At 50.3% G+C, this 17,792-nt stretch carries 19 protein-coding genes and 2 pseudogenes; 8 read left to right on the plus strand and 13 right to left on the minus strand.

The features are described 5' to 3' along the window. The first annotated feature begins 104 nt into the window (after positions 1–104). The gene (gene pfkA / locus DMB82_RS00640; RefSeq protein ID WP_102118188.1) at positions 105–1,067 is read left to right on the plus strand and encodes a 6-phosphofructokinase; all 963 of its coding nucleotides are present in this window, start codon (positions 105–107) and stop codon (positions 1,065–1,067) included. 166 nt (positions 1,068–1,233) lie between these two features. On the opposite strand, the pseudogene DMB82_RS00645 reads toward pfkA, so the two are convergent. The 3 genes and pseudogenes from DMB82_RS00645 to DMB82_RS00655 all read right to left on the minus strand — a co-directional run. After that, positions 1,234–1,553 (minus strand): annotated as a pseudogene (locus DMB82_RS00645) (IS1 family transposase); the annotation flags it as partial. A gap of 24 nt (positions 1,554–1,577) precedes the next feature. Then, positions 1,578–1,838 carry a hypothetical protein gene (locus DMB82_RS00650; protein WP_228400029.1) on the minus strand — a complete coding sequence of 87 codons (261 nt, stop codon included), beginning with the start codon at positions 1,836–1,838 and terminating at the stop codon, positions 1,578–1,580. A 6-nt stretch (positions 1,839–1,844) separates the two neighbouring features. Beyond that, positions 1,845–3,095: a glycoside hydrolase family 68 protein gene (locus tag DMB82_RS00655; RefSeq protein ID WP_102118151.1), complete on the minus strand. Its 1,251-nt coding sequence runs from the start codon at positions 3,093–3,095 to the stop codon at positions 1,845–1,847. A gap of 1,270 nt (positions 3,096–4,365) precedes the next feature. Here DMB82_RS00655 and aguB point away from each other — a divergent pair. Continuing rightward, entirely contained in the window at positions 4,366–5,250 is an 885-nt protein-coding gene (aguB, locus tag DMB82_RS00660) for an N-carbamoylputrescine amidase (RefSeq protein WP_116164083.1), read from the plus strand. Between the two features lie 3 nt (positions 5,251–5,253). Then, positions 5,254–6,357, plus strand: a complete 1,104-nt coding sequence (gene aguA / locus DMB82_RS00665) for an agmatine deiminase (protein ID WP_116164085.1) — start codon at positions 5,254–5,256, stop codon at positions 6,355–6,357. Between the two features lie 122 nt (positions 6,358–6,479). Here the strand turns inward: aguA and DMB82_RS00670 are convergent, their stop codons facing one another. The 4 genes from DMB82_RS00670 to DMB82_RS00685 all read right to left on the minus strand — a co-directional run bounded on the left by DMB82_RS00670 (position 6,480) and on the right by DMB82_RS00685 (position 8,780). Then, positions 6,480–6,794 (minus strand): BrnA antitoxin family protein, encoded by a 315-nt coding sequence (locus tag DMB82_RS00670; protein ID WP_102118154.1) that lies wholly within the window; start codon positions 6,792–6,794, stop codon positions 6,480–6,482. Beyond that, a complete protein-coding gene (locus DMB82_RS00675; protein ID WP_072037288.1) occupies positions 6,781–7,011 on the minus strand; it encodes a BrnT family toxin in 231 nt (76 codons plus the stop codon). Before DMB82_RS00675 ends, DMB82_RS00670 begins: the two co-directional genes overlap by 14 nt. 236 nt (positions 7,012–7,247) lie before the next feature. Further along, a complete protein-coding gene (gene tpiA / locus DMB82_RS00680) occupies positions 7,248–8,015 on the minus strand; it encodes a triose-phosphate isomerase (protein WP_116155942.1) in 768 nt (255 codons plus the stop codon). 165 nt (positions 8,016–8,180) lie between these two features. Beyond that, on the minus strand, positions 8,181–8,780 hold the full coding sequence (locus DMB82_RS00685) for a YiiQ family protein (protein ID WP_102118156.1): 600 nt from the start codon (positions 8,778–8,780) through the stop codon (positions 8,181–8,183). A gap of 277 nt (positions 8,781–9,057) precedes the next feature. On the opposite strand from DMB82_RS00685, the gene DMB82_RS00690 reads away from it, so the two are divergent. Further along, entirely contained in the window at positions 9,058–9,480 is a 423-nt protein-coding gene (locus DMB82_RS00690; protein ID WP_102118157.1) for a DUF805 domain-containing protein, read from the plus strand. A gap of 17 nt (positions 9,481–9,497) precedes the next feature. Here DMB82_RS00690 and fpr read toward each other — a convergent pair whose 3' ends face one another. Beyond that, positions 9,498–10,244 carry a ferredoxin--NADP(+) reductase gene (gene fpr / locus DMB82_RS00695; RefSeq protein ID WP_010281538.1) on the minus strand — a complete coding sequence of 249 codons (747 nt, stop codon included), beginning with the start codon at positions 10,242–10,244 and terminating at the stop codon, positions 9,498–9,500. A 497-nt stretch (positions 10,245–10,741) separates the two neighbouring features. Here fpr and DMB82_RS00700 point away from each other — a divergent pair, with 497 nt between their 5' ends. From DMB82_RS00700 to DMB82_RS00710, 3 genes and pseudogenes are all read left to right on the plus strand, one after another. After that, positions 10,742–11,083 (plus strand): type II toxin-antitoxin system PrlF family antitoxin, encoded by a 342-nt coding sequence (locus tag DMB82_RS00700; protein ID WP_116164087.1) that lies wholly within the window; start codon positions 10,742–10,744, stop codon positions 11,081–11,083. 23 nt (positions 11,084–11,106) lie between these two features. Further along, complete coding sequence (locus DMB82_RS00705; RefSeq protein ID WP_116164089.1) at positions 11,107–11,595, plus strand: type II toxin-antitoxin system YhaV family toxin; 489 nt, start codon at positions 11,107–11,109, stop codon at positions 11,593–11,595. Positions 11,596–11,938: 343 nt separating this feature from the next. Then, positions 11,939–12,098 (plus strand): annotated as a pseudogene (locus DMB82_RS00710) (IS4 family transposase); the annotation flags it as partial. 54 nt (positions 12,099–12,152) lie between these two features. Here the strand turns inward: DMB82_RS00710 and DMB82_RS00715 are convergent. From DMB82_RS00715 to DMB82_RS00730, 5 genes are all read right to left on the minus strand, one after another. Continuing rightward, positions 12,153–12,926, minus strand: coding sequence for a hypothetical protein (locus DMB82_RS00715; protein WP_116164091.1), 774 nt, complete (start codon positions 12,924–12,926; stop codon positions 12,153–12,155). A 34-nt stretch (positions 12,927–12,960) separates the two neighbouring features. Further along, positions 12,961–13,233 (minus strand): FlhC family transcriptional regulator, encoded by a 273-nt coding sequence (locus tag DMB82_RS20740; protein WP_116164093.1) that lies wholly within the window; start codon positions 13,231–13,233, stop codon positions 12,961–12,963. Between the two features lie 17 nt (positions 13,234–13,250). Further along, complete coding sequence (glpX, locus tag DMB82_RS00720; protein ID WP_116164095.1) at positions 13,251–14,261, minus strand: class II fructose-bisphosphatase; 1,011 nt, start codon at positions 14,259–14,261, stop codon at positions 13,251–13,253. Between the two features lie 254 nt (positions 14,262–14,515). Beyond that, positions 14,516–16,027: a glycerol kinase GlpK gene (glpK, locus tag DMB82_RS00725; protein ID WP_102118159.1), complete on the minus strand. Its 1,512-nt coding sequence runs from the start codon at positions 16,025–16,027 to the stop codon at positions 14,516–14,518. A gap of 53 nt (positions 16,028–16,080) precedes the next feature. Next, positions 16,081–16,920, minus strand: a complete 840-nt coding sequence (locus DMB82_RS00730; protein ID WP_102118160.1) for an MIP/aquaporin family protein — start codon at positions 16,918–16,920, stop codon at positions 16,081–16,083. A 529-nt stretch (positions 16,921–17,449) separates the two neighbouring features. Here DMB82_RS00730 and zapB point away from each other — a divergent pair. Further along, a complete protein-coding gene (gene zapB, locus DMB82_RS00735) occupies positions 17,450–17,689 on the plus strand; it encodes a septal ring assembly protein ZapB (RefSeq protein WP_010281529.1) in 240 nt (79 codons plus the stop codon). Positions 17,690–17,792: the final 103 nt, after the last annotated feature.

Here is a 17,792-nt window from a genome sequence, read left to right on the forward strand (position 1 = left end):
ATATGCTAATAAAAGAATAAGGCGTTGCTGCCGTGTTTCACGGCGGCGGTGAATTTACGATAGAAGAATCCTGCAAAATTACATCTACAAGTCCAGAGGTTGTCATGATTAGAAGAATCGGAGTGTTGACGAGCGGTGGCGATGCACCAGGTATGAATGCGGCAATTCGTGGTGTAGTTCGCGCTGCACTATCGGAAGGGTTAGAAGTTTACGGCATTTATGATGGTTATCAGGGCTTGTACGAAGATCGCATGGAGCAGTTGGATCGTTACAGCGTGTCGGATGTGATTAACCGTGGCGGCACGTTCCTGGGTTCCGCGCGATTCCCGCAGTTTCGTGATGAAGCGGTGCGCCAGGTCTGCGTGGAAAATATGAAAAGACGCGGCCTGGATGCGCTGGTCGTTATCGGCGGTGACGGTTCCTATATGGGGGCTAAGCGCCTGACCGAAATGGGTTTCCCTTGTATCGGCTTGCCCGGCACGATCGATAACGACGTTGCGGGTACGGACTACACTATCGGTTACTTTACCGCGCTGGAAACCGTGCTGGAAGCGATTGACCGCCTGCGCGATACCTCCTCTTCACACCAGCGTATTTCCATTGTTGAAGTCATGGGACGCCACTGCGGTGACCTGACGCTGGCGGCGGCGATTGCCGGCGGCTGTGAGTTCATCGTTCTGCCGGAAGTGCCATTCAGCCCAGAAGATCTGGTCTGTGAAATTAAAGCGGGCATCGAGAAAGGCAAGAAACACGCGATTGTGGCGATCACCGAACTGGTGTGCGATGTCGATGAACTCGCGAAATACATTGAGAAAGAAACGGGACGCGAAACCCGTGCGACCGTACTCGGCCACATTCAGCGCGGCGGCTCGCCGGTTGCCTACGACCGTATTCTGGCCTCACGCATGGGCGCCTACTCTATTGAGCTGCTACAGCAGGGTTACGGCGGCCGCTGTGTCGGTATCCAGAATGAAAAAATGGTGCACCACGACATCGTTGATGCCATTGAGAACATGAAGCGTCCTTTCAAAGGCGACTGGCTGGATACAGCGAAAAAACTGTTCTAGTTTTAATTTTTCTGACCTAAGAAAGCTGATGCACTCTGTCTCTTCGTCCATTTTATGCGGACGAAGAGACAGGGTGCGCAATTAATGTCATTATTTTCATGCTACCTCGTAGCACGCGCCTGGTACGGGGCGGCTTGTATCTTATCCCACGTGGTGATGAATCCAATTAGTAGAACATGTATTTCACAATGAAAGCTGTGATGACTTTCTCATGTAACTCAATCGAGTGTGCGAAGCCGATTGTTTTTCGGGCCAGACGTTTAATGCGCGTCCTCAATGTCAGGTTGTTACGCTCAATACGTTGAGTGAAGATTTTGCCTGTCAGATGCGTATCCTTTGGCACTTTTCTGGCATCACTGCCCCACTCATTGCGGGTTATCATTCCGATGTTAAATGGTGTAAGGCGTGCCAATAACTCACAGCAGGTTTCATCCGTGTGGGGCCAAATGTATAGGCCAGTACACCGCCCGTCCTGCTGCTGAAAGCTCATGTCACGGGTCAGCCTGCCCATCACGTCATATTCCAACTGCTGGACGAATGCACTGCCTGAACGGGACGCTTCCCGCCCAGCGGCATCATGAGCAAGGGTGAGCTCTGCGCCGTCCGGCAACTGTACCTGTTGCCGGACGGCGCAGAGCTGTATACGAAAGTACTGGTCAGCGCGTCGTCACCTTCGTTTTCCCCGATCAGCGTTCGCGTTACGGTGCGTGCGGTATCCCGCTCGCGGATAACCCGCGCATCCGCATCCAGCCTACTAGTAATGTTTAGCATTGAACATTACTGATGTAACAAAATATTCTGCATCGCAGGGATATAACCGTAATCAAATACTTCTCTCACAAAAGAACGATTGCCCTCTAGCATGATCTTTACCGTAGGCGCCTCGGTACCGCCGATACGGAAATCTTGACCGCTGGTCGGGACACTATCGATAAACGATGTCACCAAACCATTCGGCATCATATAGTGTGAATAAGTCTGGAACGGTTGCTTAGGTGGGTTACCAAGTATTAAACCGGAAGTATTCATGGGCGTGTAAGGGCCAAACAAACGGTCACTTACAAAACCGTATAGCCCGTCGGGTCCAGTCAACCCGTCGGCGTAGGTGAACTTATGACTGATTGTGAACAGGTAATATTTTCCATCCTGAAACACATAGTGTGGGCGTTCAGTCTGGTCATTGACACCAACCGCTGTGATTAGGGGCGGCAGAATCTCCCATTCATCGCCTTTTAGATCTTTAGCTACAGCCAAACCGATACAACCAACCTGAAAGCGCGCACCACCTACATATTCATAGCCTGGTGGCACTAGCCCTACTTCAGCCGGTCCTACAACATGTGAACCTCTATCGCCAGCCACATTACCTTCAAACACCATATATAATTTACCGTCCTTCGGATCGATAAACGGGCTTGGATCACGAAAGTTCCAGGTAGCATTCTGAGCTTCAGTCTGGTAATAAACCCCATCCGCCTCGAACAGTCGCTTGACCTCGTTGAAGTCCAACAGTTGAACGCCCTCGTCAGACGTCACAATCCGACCACGGACTTTGGCAATTGTGGAGCCTGGTGTGACGCATGTATAATAAAGGTCGATATCGCCCTCGCTATTCAGCAGTATCGGCGTCCCTGCCCATTCGCGAGCTGTCGGTGAAACCCCTTCGGCCATCACGCGGCCACCGAAAATCCAGTCTTTACCGGTTCGAGAATACCAATAACACATCCGTGCGCGTCCATGCCGGTCCTCCCAGTCGGCCTTGATATCATAATTGCCTTGACCATCAATATACTGCGGATCATGCGGATGCCGGTCAGCCGTCAGGGTTAAAATTACAGACCAGCCGTTGATGGATACTATAGTACCCTCCAAGGTACGCAGCGGCATGGTGTCCCAGATAAATATATTATTATTCATGACTGGAAAATCAGGGCTAACCAAGGGTTGTGTGGTAGTTGGATCATTTTCATTAATTTTCAAGACATCTGCACGAGTCCAGATGGTTGGTTTATAATTTACCGCTTTCATAAGGTTTACCTTTTAATAAGTGAGTAATACGGTGGTGGGCATAACAGCGAAGTATATATTACTGCAACCCGTTTAACTGCATGGCCAATTTGCTTTTGTTGACTATGTCAGTATATTTTCATGGTCCTGCTGTATTTATATGTATGATAGGATTCAGCTACATCGTAACTATCCACACCTGACCATGCCTGAGATTGATAGTCAATTAAAACGCTGTAAGAAACTATTTATATGAAGGTGATTCTATATGAAGGTAATTTTTCAAATAGTAGGTGGTACTCATCAGCGGTCACCACTTTCAGAGCGTGAGTTTTGGTCCAATTAATTTCAATTGTTATGAAAAATTAGCATCTGATATAAATAATTTATGATTATTTATCAGTGAGTTATTCTTTTTGTAAAGAAAGTCAAGAACATGGTTTTCGCTATTTCCCCCAGATCACGCCACCTTCTTACTAGTACATTTTATTAACATGGGTTACTACGTGTAAATTACGCACATATAAAATAATTGTAACTTGAAAATAATTAAATTTCATTTAACAAAAAATGACATGCAACAATACAAAAAATAATTATGTAAAAAATAATAAAATTTAATATATTTTACGGAATGATAGTGAAATTCGCATGAATATTATTTTTTATTTCGTTATGTAAATTCAGATTATATTTTTTTCAAGTTGTGTCGAATCTCTTTGTGATGGCTATTGCACACGTTCCTCACGTATATTTCGGCGATGAAAATAATTAGGTGGTGACTTAAAAGCGTTAATTTTATAAAGTCTTTTTTTAAGGATACGTTTTATGACAGTCACTATCGAAGTGCCGTGCCGATATTGTCAGCAGACAGAACCCGTTCATTTGAACTACATGAAAAAATCATTGGTACCGATATCGAAAATACCATTACAACGTATTTGAGTCATAACCAAAAACAAGTGCTGTTATTGATTAGAGAAAGCCGATGATTTTGAGGGTGCCGTCAAATTACGTGCCGATTTTTCCTGTGGAATCCATCACGCAGATCATTCATTTTCAGCATAGTGAAGTCTCGTCATTAACTGGCATAATGCGTATGTCATTTTCGGTCAATACCTTAACGGAACGTTCCCGTCGGACATGAGTCGGCGTGTTGGCCTACACTCGTTAAGGGCGCGCCTGTTGGTGCCGATGCATGATAGCGCCCATTGCCGAGAAAAGTGCTTACTTGCCAATATCTGCCCGGCGTGAAAGGGCGGGTATACATAGAGATTATTGAGGTTTTCGCATGAAAAAAGTTACCGTTGCCGCAACACAAATGGCGTGTTCCTGGGATCTGCCCAAGAATATCGAAAACGCTGAAAAACTGGTGCGACAAGCGCATGCAAAAGGCGCGCAGGTTATCCTGATTCAGGAACTGTTTGCCGCACCGTATTTCTGTATCGATCAAAGCCCAGAGCACTATGCGCTGGCGCAGGAGCTGGAAACCAGCCCGCTGATTAAGCATTTTTCCGCACTGGCGGCGGAGCTGAACGTGGTGTTGCCGTTGAGCTTCTTTGAGCGTGCCAATAACGCCTATTACAACTCGCTGGTGATGATTGACGCGGACGGTTCTGTGCTGGATGTTTATCGCAAAACGCACATTCCGAATGGCCCGGCGTACCAGGAGAAGCAATTCTTCATTCCGGGCGATACCGGTTTTAAAGTCTGGCAGACGCGCTACGCAAAAATCGGCGTGGGCATTTGCTGGGATCAGTGGTTCCCAGAAACCGCACGCAGCCTGGCGTTGAAGGGTGCCGAGCTGATTTTCTATCCGACCGCGATTGGTTCTGAACCCGCTTACCCAGACATCGACAGCCAGCCGCACTGGACCCGCGTTCAGCAAGGTCACGCCGCCGCGAATCTGGTGCCGGTAATCGCATCCAACCGTATTGGTACAGAAGCCAGCAAATACATCGACGGTCTGGAAATGACGTTCTACGGCTCGTCCTTCATTGCCGACCAAACGGGGGCGCTGTTGGCACAGGCCAATAAGACGGATGAAGCGATTTTGGTGCATGAATTTGATTTAGAAGCCATTGCGGCACAGCGTGCGTCATGGGGCCTGTTCCGCGACCGTCGCCCGGAAATGTACGGCACGATTGCCACCTCTGACGGCAAGACCGGGAGATAAGTGATGTCACAGTTAGCTACTCCTCATCTCACTACGCCGCAGCAGGATGGCTTTGCGATGCCCGCCGAATGGGCACCGCATGATGCCGTGTGGATGATTTGGCCGTATCGTACCGACAACTGGCGCGAGCAGGGTGTTCCGGCGCAGAAAACGTTCGCGCGCGTGGCGGAAGCCATCGCCCAGAACACGCCGGTTATCATGGGCGTGCCTGCACGCTACATGGCAGATGCGCAAAAAGTGATGCCGGTGAACGTCACGTTGGTGGAAATGGAAAGTGACGACGCCTGGATGCGTGACACTGGTCCAACCATCGTGCTGAATCAGGCCGGTCAGCGTCGGGGTATCGACTGGCAGTTCAACGCCTGGGGCGGCGAGCTGGGCGGTCTGTATGAAGACTGGCGTCAGGATGAGAAAGTGGCGGCACAGGTGCTGGACTATCATCAGGCCGCACGCTATGCTGCGCCGCTGATTCTGGAAGGTGGGTCGATCCATGTTGATGGTGAAGGCACCCTGTTGACCACGGCAGAATGCTTGCTCAATCCGAACCGTAACCCGCATTTAAGCAAGGCGGAAATCGAACAGCTGATGCGTGATTACCTCGATATTTCGACGGTTATCTGGCTGGAAGAAGGCGTGTATAACGACGAAACCGACGGGCATATCGATAATATGTGCTGCTTCGTGCGCCCCGGCGAAGTGGCGCTGCACTGGACGGATGATGAAAACGATCCGCAGTATGTGCGCTCTATGGCCGCTTATCGTGTGTTATCTACGGCCAAAGATGCTCAGGGTCGACAGTTGAAAATCTGGAAATTACCTGCCCCCGGTCCACTGTATGCAACCAAAGAGGAAGCACAGAGCGTGGACAGCGGCGATGCCGTTGAACGACTTGCCGGTTCCCGCCTGGCGGGTTCTTATGTGAATTTCCTGATCAGCAACCAGCAGATTGTTTTCCCGCTGCTGGATGAGAAGACGGATGATGTTGCACGCGATCTGCTGCAACAGATGTTCCCTGGCTACGTGATTAGCGGCGTGCCTGCGCGGGAAATCCTGCTGGGCGGGGGAAATATTCACTGCATTACGCAGCAAATCCCTGCGGCGAAGTAACGTTTCCTATTCTCTGACGGTGGGCGATCACGCTAGCCGTGATTATTCCCCCTGTTAGCATGCGGCTCACAGGGGGATCATCTCATCAGGATTAGCGTAAAAGGCTGGTTTTAGAAGTTGCATCAAATTTTGATGTCGCTTGGGGAATGGTTTTTAAGCCAATCCGCCATCGCTGCATCCATGCGGGTTTGCCAACCGCGACCAGTCGCTTTGAAAGCTGCGATAACTTCCGGTGAGTATCGAATACTGACTTGTACTTTTGGTGCAGGTTTAACGGGGCGTCCCTGTTTGCGCATTGCTTTCAATTTACTGAAAGGCATAAGCTGCACGTTCTCACCTTCAAGCGAGCGTGTATCAGGATCTTGTGCGATAGCTTCCTGAATTTTACGGTCTTCCTCATCCGTAGGGAGGATAGTACCCTGCTTAAGTTTTGGCATATTTTTCCACCTCCGCTTTAGTGGCTTTCCGCAAACTGATGATGCGGTAAATTTCTTCGTCGTCTCCATCGCTGTAAGTAAATACTACGACATAAATTCGGTTGTTGAGATAAGCAAGGCCGTAAGTGATACCGATGTAACGGTCTTCGCTGTAGTTACCAAGAGAGTCAGATGCGGCAACCATTCGGTCCCAATCAAGATATTTAGCATCGGCCAAGTAAACGCCGTGTTTTTGCTTATTACTCTGATTCTTAATCGGGTCGAATATAATTTTCATTTGTTTATTGTAGCTACAATAAATATGAAGTCAAACGTATAGAAATAGCCAGACAAGCTGACAGTGAATCTAGTGGTGCTGATAGTTGAATGAGATCAAAAAAAGCCGGTTGGCGCGACAGCACGAACCGGCTTTTTCATTGGACGAACAGATGTCCGTCCGTTTTCTGTCAACGCTTAGCCGCGTTTAGCGTCGGCTGCCGCTTTCACGATGACAGCAAAGGCGTCAGCTTTCAGTGATGCACCGCCAACCAGCGCGCCGTCGATGTCCGGCTGGGTGAACAGCTCGGCGGCATTCGCCGCATTCACCGAACCGCCGTACTGGATGATCACTTGCTCAGCAACAGCTGCATCTTGCTTAGCGATGTGATCACGGATGAATTTGTGAACCGCCTGAGCCTGTGCTGGGGTTGCAGATTTGCCGGTACCGATGGCCCATACAGGTTCGTAGGCGATAACGGTGTTTTCAAATGCTTTCGCGCCCAGTGTATTCAGCACAGCGTCCAGTTGACGTGCACAGACGGCTTCCGTCTGGCCCGCTTCGTTTTCTGCTTCGGTTTCGCCAATGCACAGCACCGGAATCAGACCGACATTTTTCAGCACGCCAAATTTCTTCGCAATGAATTCATCGCTTTCTTTGTGGTAGGTTCGGCGCTCAGAGTGTCCGATGATGATGTATTTCGCGCCGATGTCTTTCAGCATCTCGGCAGACGTTTCGCCGGTGAAAGCGCCGGAAAGGTTCACGTCAACGTTCTGCGCGCCCAGCGCAATGCGGCTGCCGGCCAGTTGGTGATTAGCTTGATCGAGGTAGATAGCCGGTGGTGCAATCGCTACGCCACAGCCGTCAACGGTGCTGAGCTCTTTACGCAGACCCGCGATCAGTTCGTTGACCATGTTAGTGCTGCCGTTCAGCTTCCAGTTACCCATAACTAATGGATGTCGCATCTTTTTTCCTCCAGCCGGAATCGCGAATGAATCAATATGTTAGTAAATCAAGGTGTTAATGAACCGATGCATAAATTTTACTGCCGTTAGGCAATATGACCTGCCCACAGTATAGAGACGAAATGTGACCGTGGCTCTGTTTTTCGTCATTAATTACCGTGTTGATCACGGTTCAGATAGCGTTAGCTTAATCGGTTCAACAGCAAAAGTTAGCCCTTTTTCACCATCATCTGCAACAACATAACGCAAAGCTCCTTCCGTTTGCTGATAAAAGCGCTGTCCCTTGCCTTTTTCCAGCAGTCCTGTGACTTTTTTCACACTCTGTTCTTCCGTCAGTGACGGTGCGAATGTGCGCGCCAGCGCAGCCATATAGTCGATGGCCTGCTTACGACGCACTGCGGTTTCTTGTTCACTTTGCGGTTGCGGTAGCCAGGTAATTTGCAGCGTTTTGATTTTCCCGGTGCCTTTTTCCAACGCGGTTGAGGCATAGAGGTTGTCGTTGATCCGGCTGGCGGCGCGGGTCAAGATGCTGGTGATATTACCGGTGTCGACAACCCTAAATTCCCCGATCGGCAGCGTCGGATTACTCAGATTATAGCGAGAACGAAACTGCGTGATGGTTTGATCGAAGGTGGGGGCTCCAGCCAGCAGATACGGCGCATTGGCTGAGGTTTTAGGCGGGAACGTCGGATCGGCTCCTGCGTGAGTCTGGTACAGCACTAGCGATGATAAAACCAAAAGTGAAGCGATGCGTTTTCGTGTCATAGGGATTCGGGTCAACCACTGCAGAAGATGTCCAGGCCGCTAACGGCGGAATACGTTTGATTAAAACGGCATTTGTGCGTTGTTGTCAAAAATAGTACGTCGTTGTCAAACATAATACGTTGTTGTCAAACATAGTACGTCGTTGTGAGAAATCACACGTGGCTGACAAAAATCGCGTAAAGATTGCGGGCAACTGTCTCGGTTGAGGTAAAATCAGCCAGCGTAAAATACAGATTAATTCGGCCAGAGAGGCCGACAATTCAGGGCGTTATCGTTAATGACATTACAGCAGTGGTGCTTCTCGTTTAAAGGCCGAGTCGGTCGTCGTGATTTCTGGCTTTGGATGGCGATTTGGGTCGCATTGATGGCGGTGCTGTTTACGCTATCTGGCCAAAGCTGGCTGGATACGCAATCGACGGCGTTTGGTTTGGTGGTATTACTGTGGCCGACGGCGGCGATCATGGTGAAACGGCTGCATGACCGTAATAAGAGCGGCTGGTGGGCGCTTCTGCTCGTGGTGGCGTGGATGTTGGTTTCGGGGAATTGGACGATGTTCTCGCCCATCTGGCAGTGGGGCATTGGCCGTTTCTTGCCTATCCTGATTGTCGTGATGACGCTGCTCGACTGCGGCGTTTTTCTGGGGACAAAAGGAGAAAACCGCTTTGGGGCAGCGGCGGAGCCGTTTCGTTTCCGCCGCTAGTTGGTATAAAACGCGGTTTACCAATAGTTTTCGGCGGTCATATGGCCGGGCCTGCGGCGCAGGTGCTTGGTCATCTGACGTTCTTCTTTCAGCAACAGCTGAGTGTCGCGTACCATCTGCGGGTTACCGCACAGCATGACGTGGCTGGTTGCTGCATCCATCGGCAGGCCCACGGCGGCTTCCAGCGTACCGCTGCTGATAAGCTGGGGAATGCGGCCCGTCAGCGAGCCCGTTTCTTCTTCCCGACTGACGACCGTTTGAATACGCAGTTGACCGTGGTAGCGCTGCTGTAATTGCTGCATCAGCGGCAGATAGCTCAGATCGCGTGAGAAGCGGGCGGCGTGCACCAGCACAATATTCTTAAAACGCTCCAGACCCTTGCCTTCCTGAAGAATCGACAGATAAGGGCCAATGCCCGTCCCTGTTGCCAGCATCCACAGCGTTTCACAATCAGGCACTTCTTCCAGTACGAAAAAGCCGGCAGCCTCTTTGACGATCAGGACGTCTGAACCGGGCTGAAGCGCATGCAGATGCGGGCTGAGCTTACCTTCTGGCACCGTCACCAGATAGAACTCAAGCGTGGGATCGCTGGGCGCATTCACGTAGGAATAAGCGCGCTGCACCTTCTCGCCATCAATCTCCAGCGCCAGTTTGCCATACTGCCCGGCAGTGAATGCATCGGTGGGCGCGTGAACCCGAATGCTAAACAGACTTTCTGTCCAGTTTTCTACCTGAACTACCTTGCCTGTCACCCATTCAGCCATATTTTTCTGCTCCTGTAGCTTGCATTAGACGCTGCTATTTTTGCATGTAAGTCGAGCATCTACGATACGCCATTTATTAACAACTGTGAAACAATCAGTCAGCCGATCGGTGGTCAGCAGAACGTTTTCAGAGCGGAGTCGATGGTGTCGATGTTAAAGGCACTAAAGAGACGCTTGGTGATAAAATGAGAGTTAAGTAAGCACGAGGTCATAAATAAAAAAAACCGCTTCGGCGCTGGATTATCCCCCTCTTTGAGCCACTGTCGGTTTAAAGCCTGTTTTTAGTTAGATTAATGCATTTGCATTTCACAATGCAGATGCATTATAATTGCTGTGCTCATCCGGGCAATCGCAACTCATGCGACTTAAACTTAAGAGGAGAAACCCCAGCGGTTTAGCAAACCGATGGCTCCGCAGTATGGGAGTTTCTGGGGACATGGCATGAACATATTCCCGGCGAATGAAGAAGTGGGAATAAATACAAGAGGGTTTAATCAATGACTATTCACATTAATACAGCGGACGTGTCACTGCGCGCGGAGTCTCGACTCACCGAACGCAGCCAGACAACGATTCCGGCAGCAATACGCGATGCTTTGCATCTCAAGCCAGGTGAGTACATTAAGTACACCTTACTTGCAGGCGGCAAAGTCATCATGTCCCGACAGGAAGAAGAACAGGACGACCCAGTTATATCGCAGTTTCTGGCTTTTCTCGAAAACGACATGAAGAAAAACCCACAGAACATTTATCCCGTACCGGTAGTGTTCTGGGAAAGCATCAAAGCATTAACTGCTGGAGTTGAGGTCGATTTAGACGCGCCGCTTACTGATGACTAACTAAAAAAGCAAGGCGGTGAGACATGGAGTATTTAGAAGTAAATGGTTGGAAAGTCTTCTTTCATTCATGCTTTTTGCTGCAAATAGCAGAACTTACTCAAAAGGTTGTTGAGCTAAAGGCTGCAAAACCCGGTGAATACCTTGGCAAGAAGGAAACAAAGCTCCTACATGCGATTGAGCGTGTGATTGAGGAATGGATAGCAGCCGATCCCCTTAACGCGCAATACCGTCAGGGAGACACTCTAGGCGATGAATTCAAACATTGGTTCCGCGCAAAGTTCTTGTCGCAGTTTCGTTTGTTCTATCGTTGCAGTGCGGAGCATAAGACCATCATTATCGGTTGGGTAAATGATTTTGAGACACTTCGCGCTTACGGTTCAAAGACAGACGCCTATAAGGTGTTTTCAGGAATGTTAAAAGCGGGCGATCCGCCAGATGACTGGGAGAAACTTCTCAGTGAGGCAAAAGCAGCCACTGCTACCTCTTCTATTTCTGGTTTCCTCGGAAAATAAACCTCACATATAGCCCGTGATGACGGGCTTTGTTGTTTATCCAAATGAACCATCACATTGCTGGTGGTTGAGTTTAATAATTTAGTTTCCTGTGTATCGACTTCACCCGAGCGCGGTTCAACTCTTGCTTTGAAGTTACTTTCTGATTTTAAATGTCATTTTCTGCTGCTTTCTGATTAAGGCAAAAGGCCGTGAGGCCATTTTTCCTGTCTGGGTTTTGAAGCGCGAATGTTCCGCCAAAAGCCGGGGTTCATAGGGGCTGGCGTAGCCCCCTATGTCGGGCGTGTGCTACGACTTAGCATGAAGAGAACAGTGCTCTGACTTTTGGGATATGACGCTGAAACATCTTAGATATCAGGCCAACAGTCTGAAATCGCGGCATGTCATATCGTACCTGACATTAGCGGAGAATGTCCTGCGACACTTTCCGCTAATGTTAAGAACGGTGCTGAGCACCGTACCTCCTCGCCAACACTTATCGAAGTATGGTGTTGCTTTATTAGCACTGATTTATGGGAATCCCTCAGCGCTTCGGAGGGTTTTTTTCCGTATATCGGTCAGCCTTTTTTAAAGGGCAGAACATTCCCGTTATGGTAGATATACGGCTGGTGGCTATCATAACCCGGAATAAACAGGGCGCGTTTATCACCCAGTTTCACACTCATATCAATCATCAGATTTTGGTTTGATGGTTTTGATGCGATATTAAAGAAGCATTGGGTTAAACCAAACGGTTTTAACATTGAAGCCGTGTCAATTGGTGGTCTTGGCAGGCGTTCAGGGCTGAGATCCACCGGCTTACCATTAGTGCCTCGATGTTTATTCATATAAAAAACATTTATTCCTCCCTCAAGGCAGGTCTTGGTTGTTTTGTAACCATCCATTTTTGGCAAGATTGTTTGTACGATATCGTAAATTTTCTTACCGTCTTTATACTCGTCATCACTAGTCCATGAACCAATACGCGGAACACCATCCATTACTACATTTGGCCCACGAGCTGTTAACAAACCAATTAATGGAACGACCGTCGTATTCGTAACCAGCCCGGCAATCGCATCAGCCATCCCGTTCCCTGCCTTTTGGGTTTTACCTGCTTGCCCGGCACGGACAGGTTTTTCTAATGGGTAGATATGGTTGCTGTCTGCGAGCTGGTTATAAATGAGGTAGTCATCCCCTTCATCGGTGATGACCATCAAATCCATTGCCCGAGCGAACTTCAGCGCTGTAGACGGATTCTGATCCACAGGAATGGGAGGCTGATTGCTGGCACACCCGCTCAGCACGGTTACAGCCGTCAGTAAACCAATTGTTAGTGTGTTTAGCTTCATCACGATTTCCCTTGTAATGTTTTATTTTACCTATTCAACCTTCGCAAAACGGACACTTATGCTTTGGCATATCATCATATGGCGAAATGAAATGACTATCGCAGTGAGGACATGTAACCATCTTTATCTCTTCTGTCCTGTAGTCGCGAGCTAGTATCCACGTCGCGTTCGCATCTAACATGATACCAGATGAATTTCTAGGCCGAAATTTATGGTGTACTGTCAGGTAGACCTCATAGGCAGTGATTATCTCCCTAATATCAACCACTTTGTCAGGGTCTTTTGCGATCCGCAGATAGATAGTCATGAAGTTTGTTGCTTCAATTACAGCAGGAACTTGTGCAGCATACGATCCTTACGATCCAGATAGTGCGTCGATTTAATCCGGCGGATCGTGCGGGATTTGCCGCGGATCAGCAGTGTTTCTGTGGTAGCCATGTTGCCTTTACGCGCGATCCCGTCCAGCAAATCACCTTTGGTGATGCCGGTTGCAGAGAAAATCACGTTATCGTTGCGCGCCATGTCATCAAGCTTGAGGACGCCACCGGCTTCGATGCCCATTTGGCGGCAGCGTGCCAGCTCATCTTCACCGATGCGGCGGTTTTCAGCGCTATCGCCTTTGACCTGATGACGTGCCAGCAAACGTCCCTGCATATCGCCATCAAGTGCGCGAATAACGGCCGCTGAAATCACGCCTTCCGGTGCTCCGCCGATGCCGTACAGCACGTCAACTTCGCTGTCTGGCATGCAGGTGAGGATGGATGCCGCAACGTCGCCGTCTGGGATCGCGAACACTTTCACACCCAACTGCTGCATGTCCACGATACAGGTATCGTGGCGCGGTTTAGCGAGTATAGTCACCGTTAATTGGCTTAGCGGTTTACCCAGCTTCAGCGCGACATTACGCAGGTTGTCTGCCAGCGGCAGGTTGAGGTCAATCACGCCTTTTGCCTCGGGGCCGACAATCAGCTTTTCCATGTACATATCTGGCGCGTGCAAAAACGTGCCTTTTTCGCCAACGGCCAACACGGCCAGCGCGTTCGCTTGACCCATTGCCGTCATCCGTGTGCCTTCAATCGGATCGACGGCAATGTCGACGGCATCGCCCTGACCGGTACCGACCTGCTCGCCGATGAACAGCATAGGCGCTTCGTCGATTTCCCCTTCACCGATGACAATCTGACCGTTGATATTGACCTGATTCAGCATGATGCGCATTGCCTGTACGGCCGCATTGTCGGCGGCATTCTTGTCGCCACGGCCTAACCACTTATAGCCTGCCAGCGCGGCTGCTTCGGTGACGCGCGAGAACTCGATGGCTAATTCACGTTTCATAAATACCTGTCTATTGTCGATCGGGAAAAGGAGCGGCCTCATGTTAACCACTTAAGTATGGATTTAGGGGAAACACGGTGATGAGGTTCCCGCAGGGACACCTCGCACTGTGGTCGCCCCGGTATCTCGGTTCTTAAACGAGCAACATTAGGATGTGGGCAGGATTTTATCACAACGATGTAGGGAGGCGGTTGGGCGATAGGGAAAAAACGGGCGCGACAGGCGCGCCCGATGTGGATAGATGCGTTGGCGGATTACGCGTCGTGGTCTTCCCAGTTACGAGCACGAGCCACGGCTTTCTGCCAGCCGCTGTAGCGCACGTTGCGCTCTACCGTTTCAATGCTGGGGCGGAATTCACGCTCGATCGTGGCTTTGCTCTTCACTTCATCCAGATCGTTCCAGAAGCCTGTCGCTAAGCCCGCCAGGAAAGCGGCACCCAGTGCCGTGGATTCACGCACTTCTGGACGTTCCACGCGCGTACCGAGAATATCGGACTGGAACTGCATCAGGAAGTTGTTGGCGACCGCGCCACCGTCGACACGCAGCGCTTTCAGGCGCGTATTGGCGTCCGCCTGCATGGCATCCAGTACGTCGCGGGTCTGGAAGGCAATGGATTCCAGCGTTGCACGAATGATGTGGTTCGCATTCACGCCACGGGTCAGACCGAAGATCGCGCCACGGGCATACGGGTCCCAGTAAGGGGCACCCAAACCGGTGAAGGCAGGGACGACGTAAACGCCGTTAGAATCCTTCACTTTCGTTGCGAAGTATTCGGAGTCCATTGAGTCGCCGATCAGCTTCAACTCGTCACGCAGCCATTGGATAGATGCGCCGCCAACGAACACCGAGCCTTCCAGCGCGTAGTTAACTTCACCGCGTGGGCCGCAGGCGATGGTGGTCAGCAGGCCGTGTTTGGATAGTACCGCCTCTTTACCCGTGTTCATCAGTAGGAAGCAGCCCGTGCCGTAGGTGTTTTTTGCCATGCCCGGATTGACGCAAAGCTGGCCGTACAGCGCCGCCTGCTGGTCACCCGCGATACCAGCGATAGGAATACGCGTACCGCCTTTACCACCAATGTTGGTCTGGCCGTAGACTTCTGAAGACGCGCGCACTTCCGGCAGCATTTCGCGCGGAATATCCAGCGCTTCCAGCATGCGGGTATCCCATTCCAGCGTATGAATGTTAAATAGCATGGTGCGGGAGGCGTTGGTGTAATCCGTTACGTGGACACGCCCTTGCGTCATTTTCCAAATCAGCCAGGTATCGATGGTACCAAACAGCAGTTCGCCGCGTTTGGCGCGTTCACGGGAGCCTTCAACGTGATCCAAAATCCATTTCACCTTGGTGCCGGAGAAGTAGGGATCGACCACCAGACCGGTGGTGTTGCGAACGTACTCTTCCAGACCGTCTTTCTTCAGCTTTTCGCAAATTTCAGCGGTACGACGACACTGCCAGACGATGGCGTTATAAATTGGCTTGCCGCTCTCTTTTTCCCATACGACGGTGGTTTCACGCTGGTTGGTGATGCCAATGCCCGCGACTTCATCCGCGCTGATGTCGGCTTTAGCCAGCACTTCGTTCAGCGTTGAGCTTTGTGATGCCCAAATCTCCATTGGGTCGTGCTCTACCCAGCCTGCTTTTGGATAGATCTGGGTGAATTCACGCTGTGAAACGCTAACGATATTGGCATCGTGATCCAGTACGATGGCGCGGGAGCTGGTTGTGCCTTGGTCGAGCGCGACAATGTATTTTTTTTCCGGGTTCATAAATCCAATCCTGTAATGATTAACCGTGAAATAGGATGGTCGTAGCGTTAAGTTTAACGGCTTTCACGACGCGGGGTACTTTCTGCCTCGGGTTCGCACACATCGCATGGCAGATTGTGGCCAATCAGTGCGCGATAGCCGAAGGCACCCAGACAGGCACCGATAATGGGGCCGAAGATGGGAACCAGGAAGTAAGGAATGTCGCGTGCACCGGTGAAGGCTACGTTGCCCCAGCCCGCCAGAAACGCGAACAGCTTAGGACCAAAGTCACGCGCGGGGTTAAGGGCGAAGCCGGTCAGCGGCCCCATGGATGCACCGATAACGGCAATCAAAATACCGATCAGCAGCGGAGCGAGTGGCCCGCGTGGGATACCGTTACCATCATCGGTCAGCGCCAGAATCAGGCACATCAGTATGGCGGTGATGACGGTTTCAACCAGTAGCGCCTGCATGACAGAAATGTGTGGGTTCGGATAGGTTGAGAAAATGCCCGCTAAACTCAGGCTTTCGGTGCTGCCGCGCACCATATTGTTGGTTTGTTCATAATCCACGAACAGATTGTGATACAGACCGTAGACCAGTGCAGCGGCACAAAAGGCTCCTGCAATCTGCGCCAGAATGTAAGGCACAACCTTGTGCCCATCGAAGCAGGCAAACAGCCACAGGGCAATAGTGACGGCTGGGTTGAGGTGAGCACCGGAAATGGCGGCGGTCAGGTAGATTGCCATCGCAACCCCCAGACCCCAAATGATGCTGATCTCCCACTGTCCGAAGCTGGCTCCCGCCAGTTTCAAGGCGGCGACACAGCCGACACCGAAGAAAATCAGCAGGCCAGTGCCGAGAAACTCGGCGATGCACTGGCCTTTTAGCGTTGAACGTTCTGCTTGGCTCATATTTTTTCCTGCTGGGTAACATACAGAGTGGTAGGTCTAAGGATACCGTTGGGGGCATCCTCTGTTTTAAATGTATTTATGATGTGAATTTATCGTTAGCGCGCGAAAACGAGAAATATCGAAATTTAAATGTGTGTTGTGCGTCAATAAAATGAGCGTATTCGCTTATAAAATGACTCGCGGTGGTTTTTCGCCCACGGTTGATAGTAACGCTCAGGTTAAATTTATTAACACAATAGGAGTCATGGAGAAGCGAACAGGAGTCGTTTTCAGTTTGTGCTGCCTGTTTTTCAGTTTGTACTGATAGTGTTACGTAAGAAAAGCTGCCACACTCGCGTAATGGGGGATGTGTGCTAGACAGGTGGCGGTTGGCTACATACAATTTCGCTATGGTCTGTCTTGCCAGCCGTCCCGCGGTCAGGATTATGTTTACGGGCGGATGACGCGACACCGTTGAGTGTTGGTTATGGAGTCCGAAAGCCAGCGTTAACCGATCTTTGCCTTGTTGCGATTAAAAGGGGTTTGAAGAATGTCATTTGAAGTGTTTGAAAAGCTGGAAGCGAAAGTTCAGCAGGCGATTGATACCATCACGCTGTTGCAAATGGAAATTGAAGAGCTGAAAGAGCAGAACAATGCGCTGTCGCAGGATGTTCAGGCGGCAGCGGGTTCACGTGAAGCGCTGGTGCGCGAGAACGAGCAATTGAAAGAAGAGCAAGTGGTATGGCAAGAGCGCCTGCGCGCGCTGTTAGGCAAAATGGAAGAAGTCTAATAGGACTTGCTGGCTCAGATGAAGTAACGGCTTATCGATTGAGCCAAATAAAAAAGGGCGTTTATCGCCCTTTTTTGTGCTGATGTCACCGCAATAAAAACGC

Origin of the sequence: Pectobacterium aquaticum (assembly GCF_003382565.3) — a bacterium.
In the GTDB taxonomy this organism is placed as follows: Bacteria; Pseudomonadota; Gammaproteobacteria; order Enterobacterales; family Enterobacteriaceae; genus Pectobacterium; species Pectobacterium aquaticum.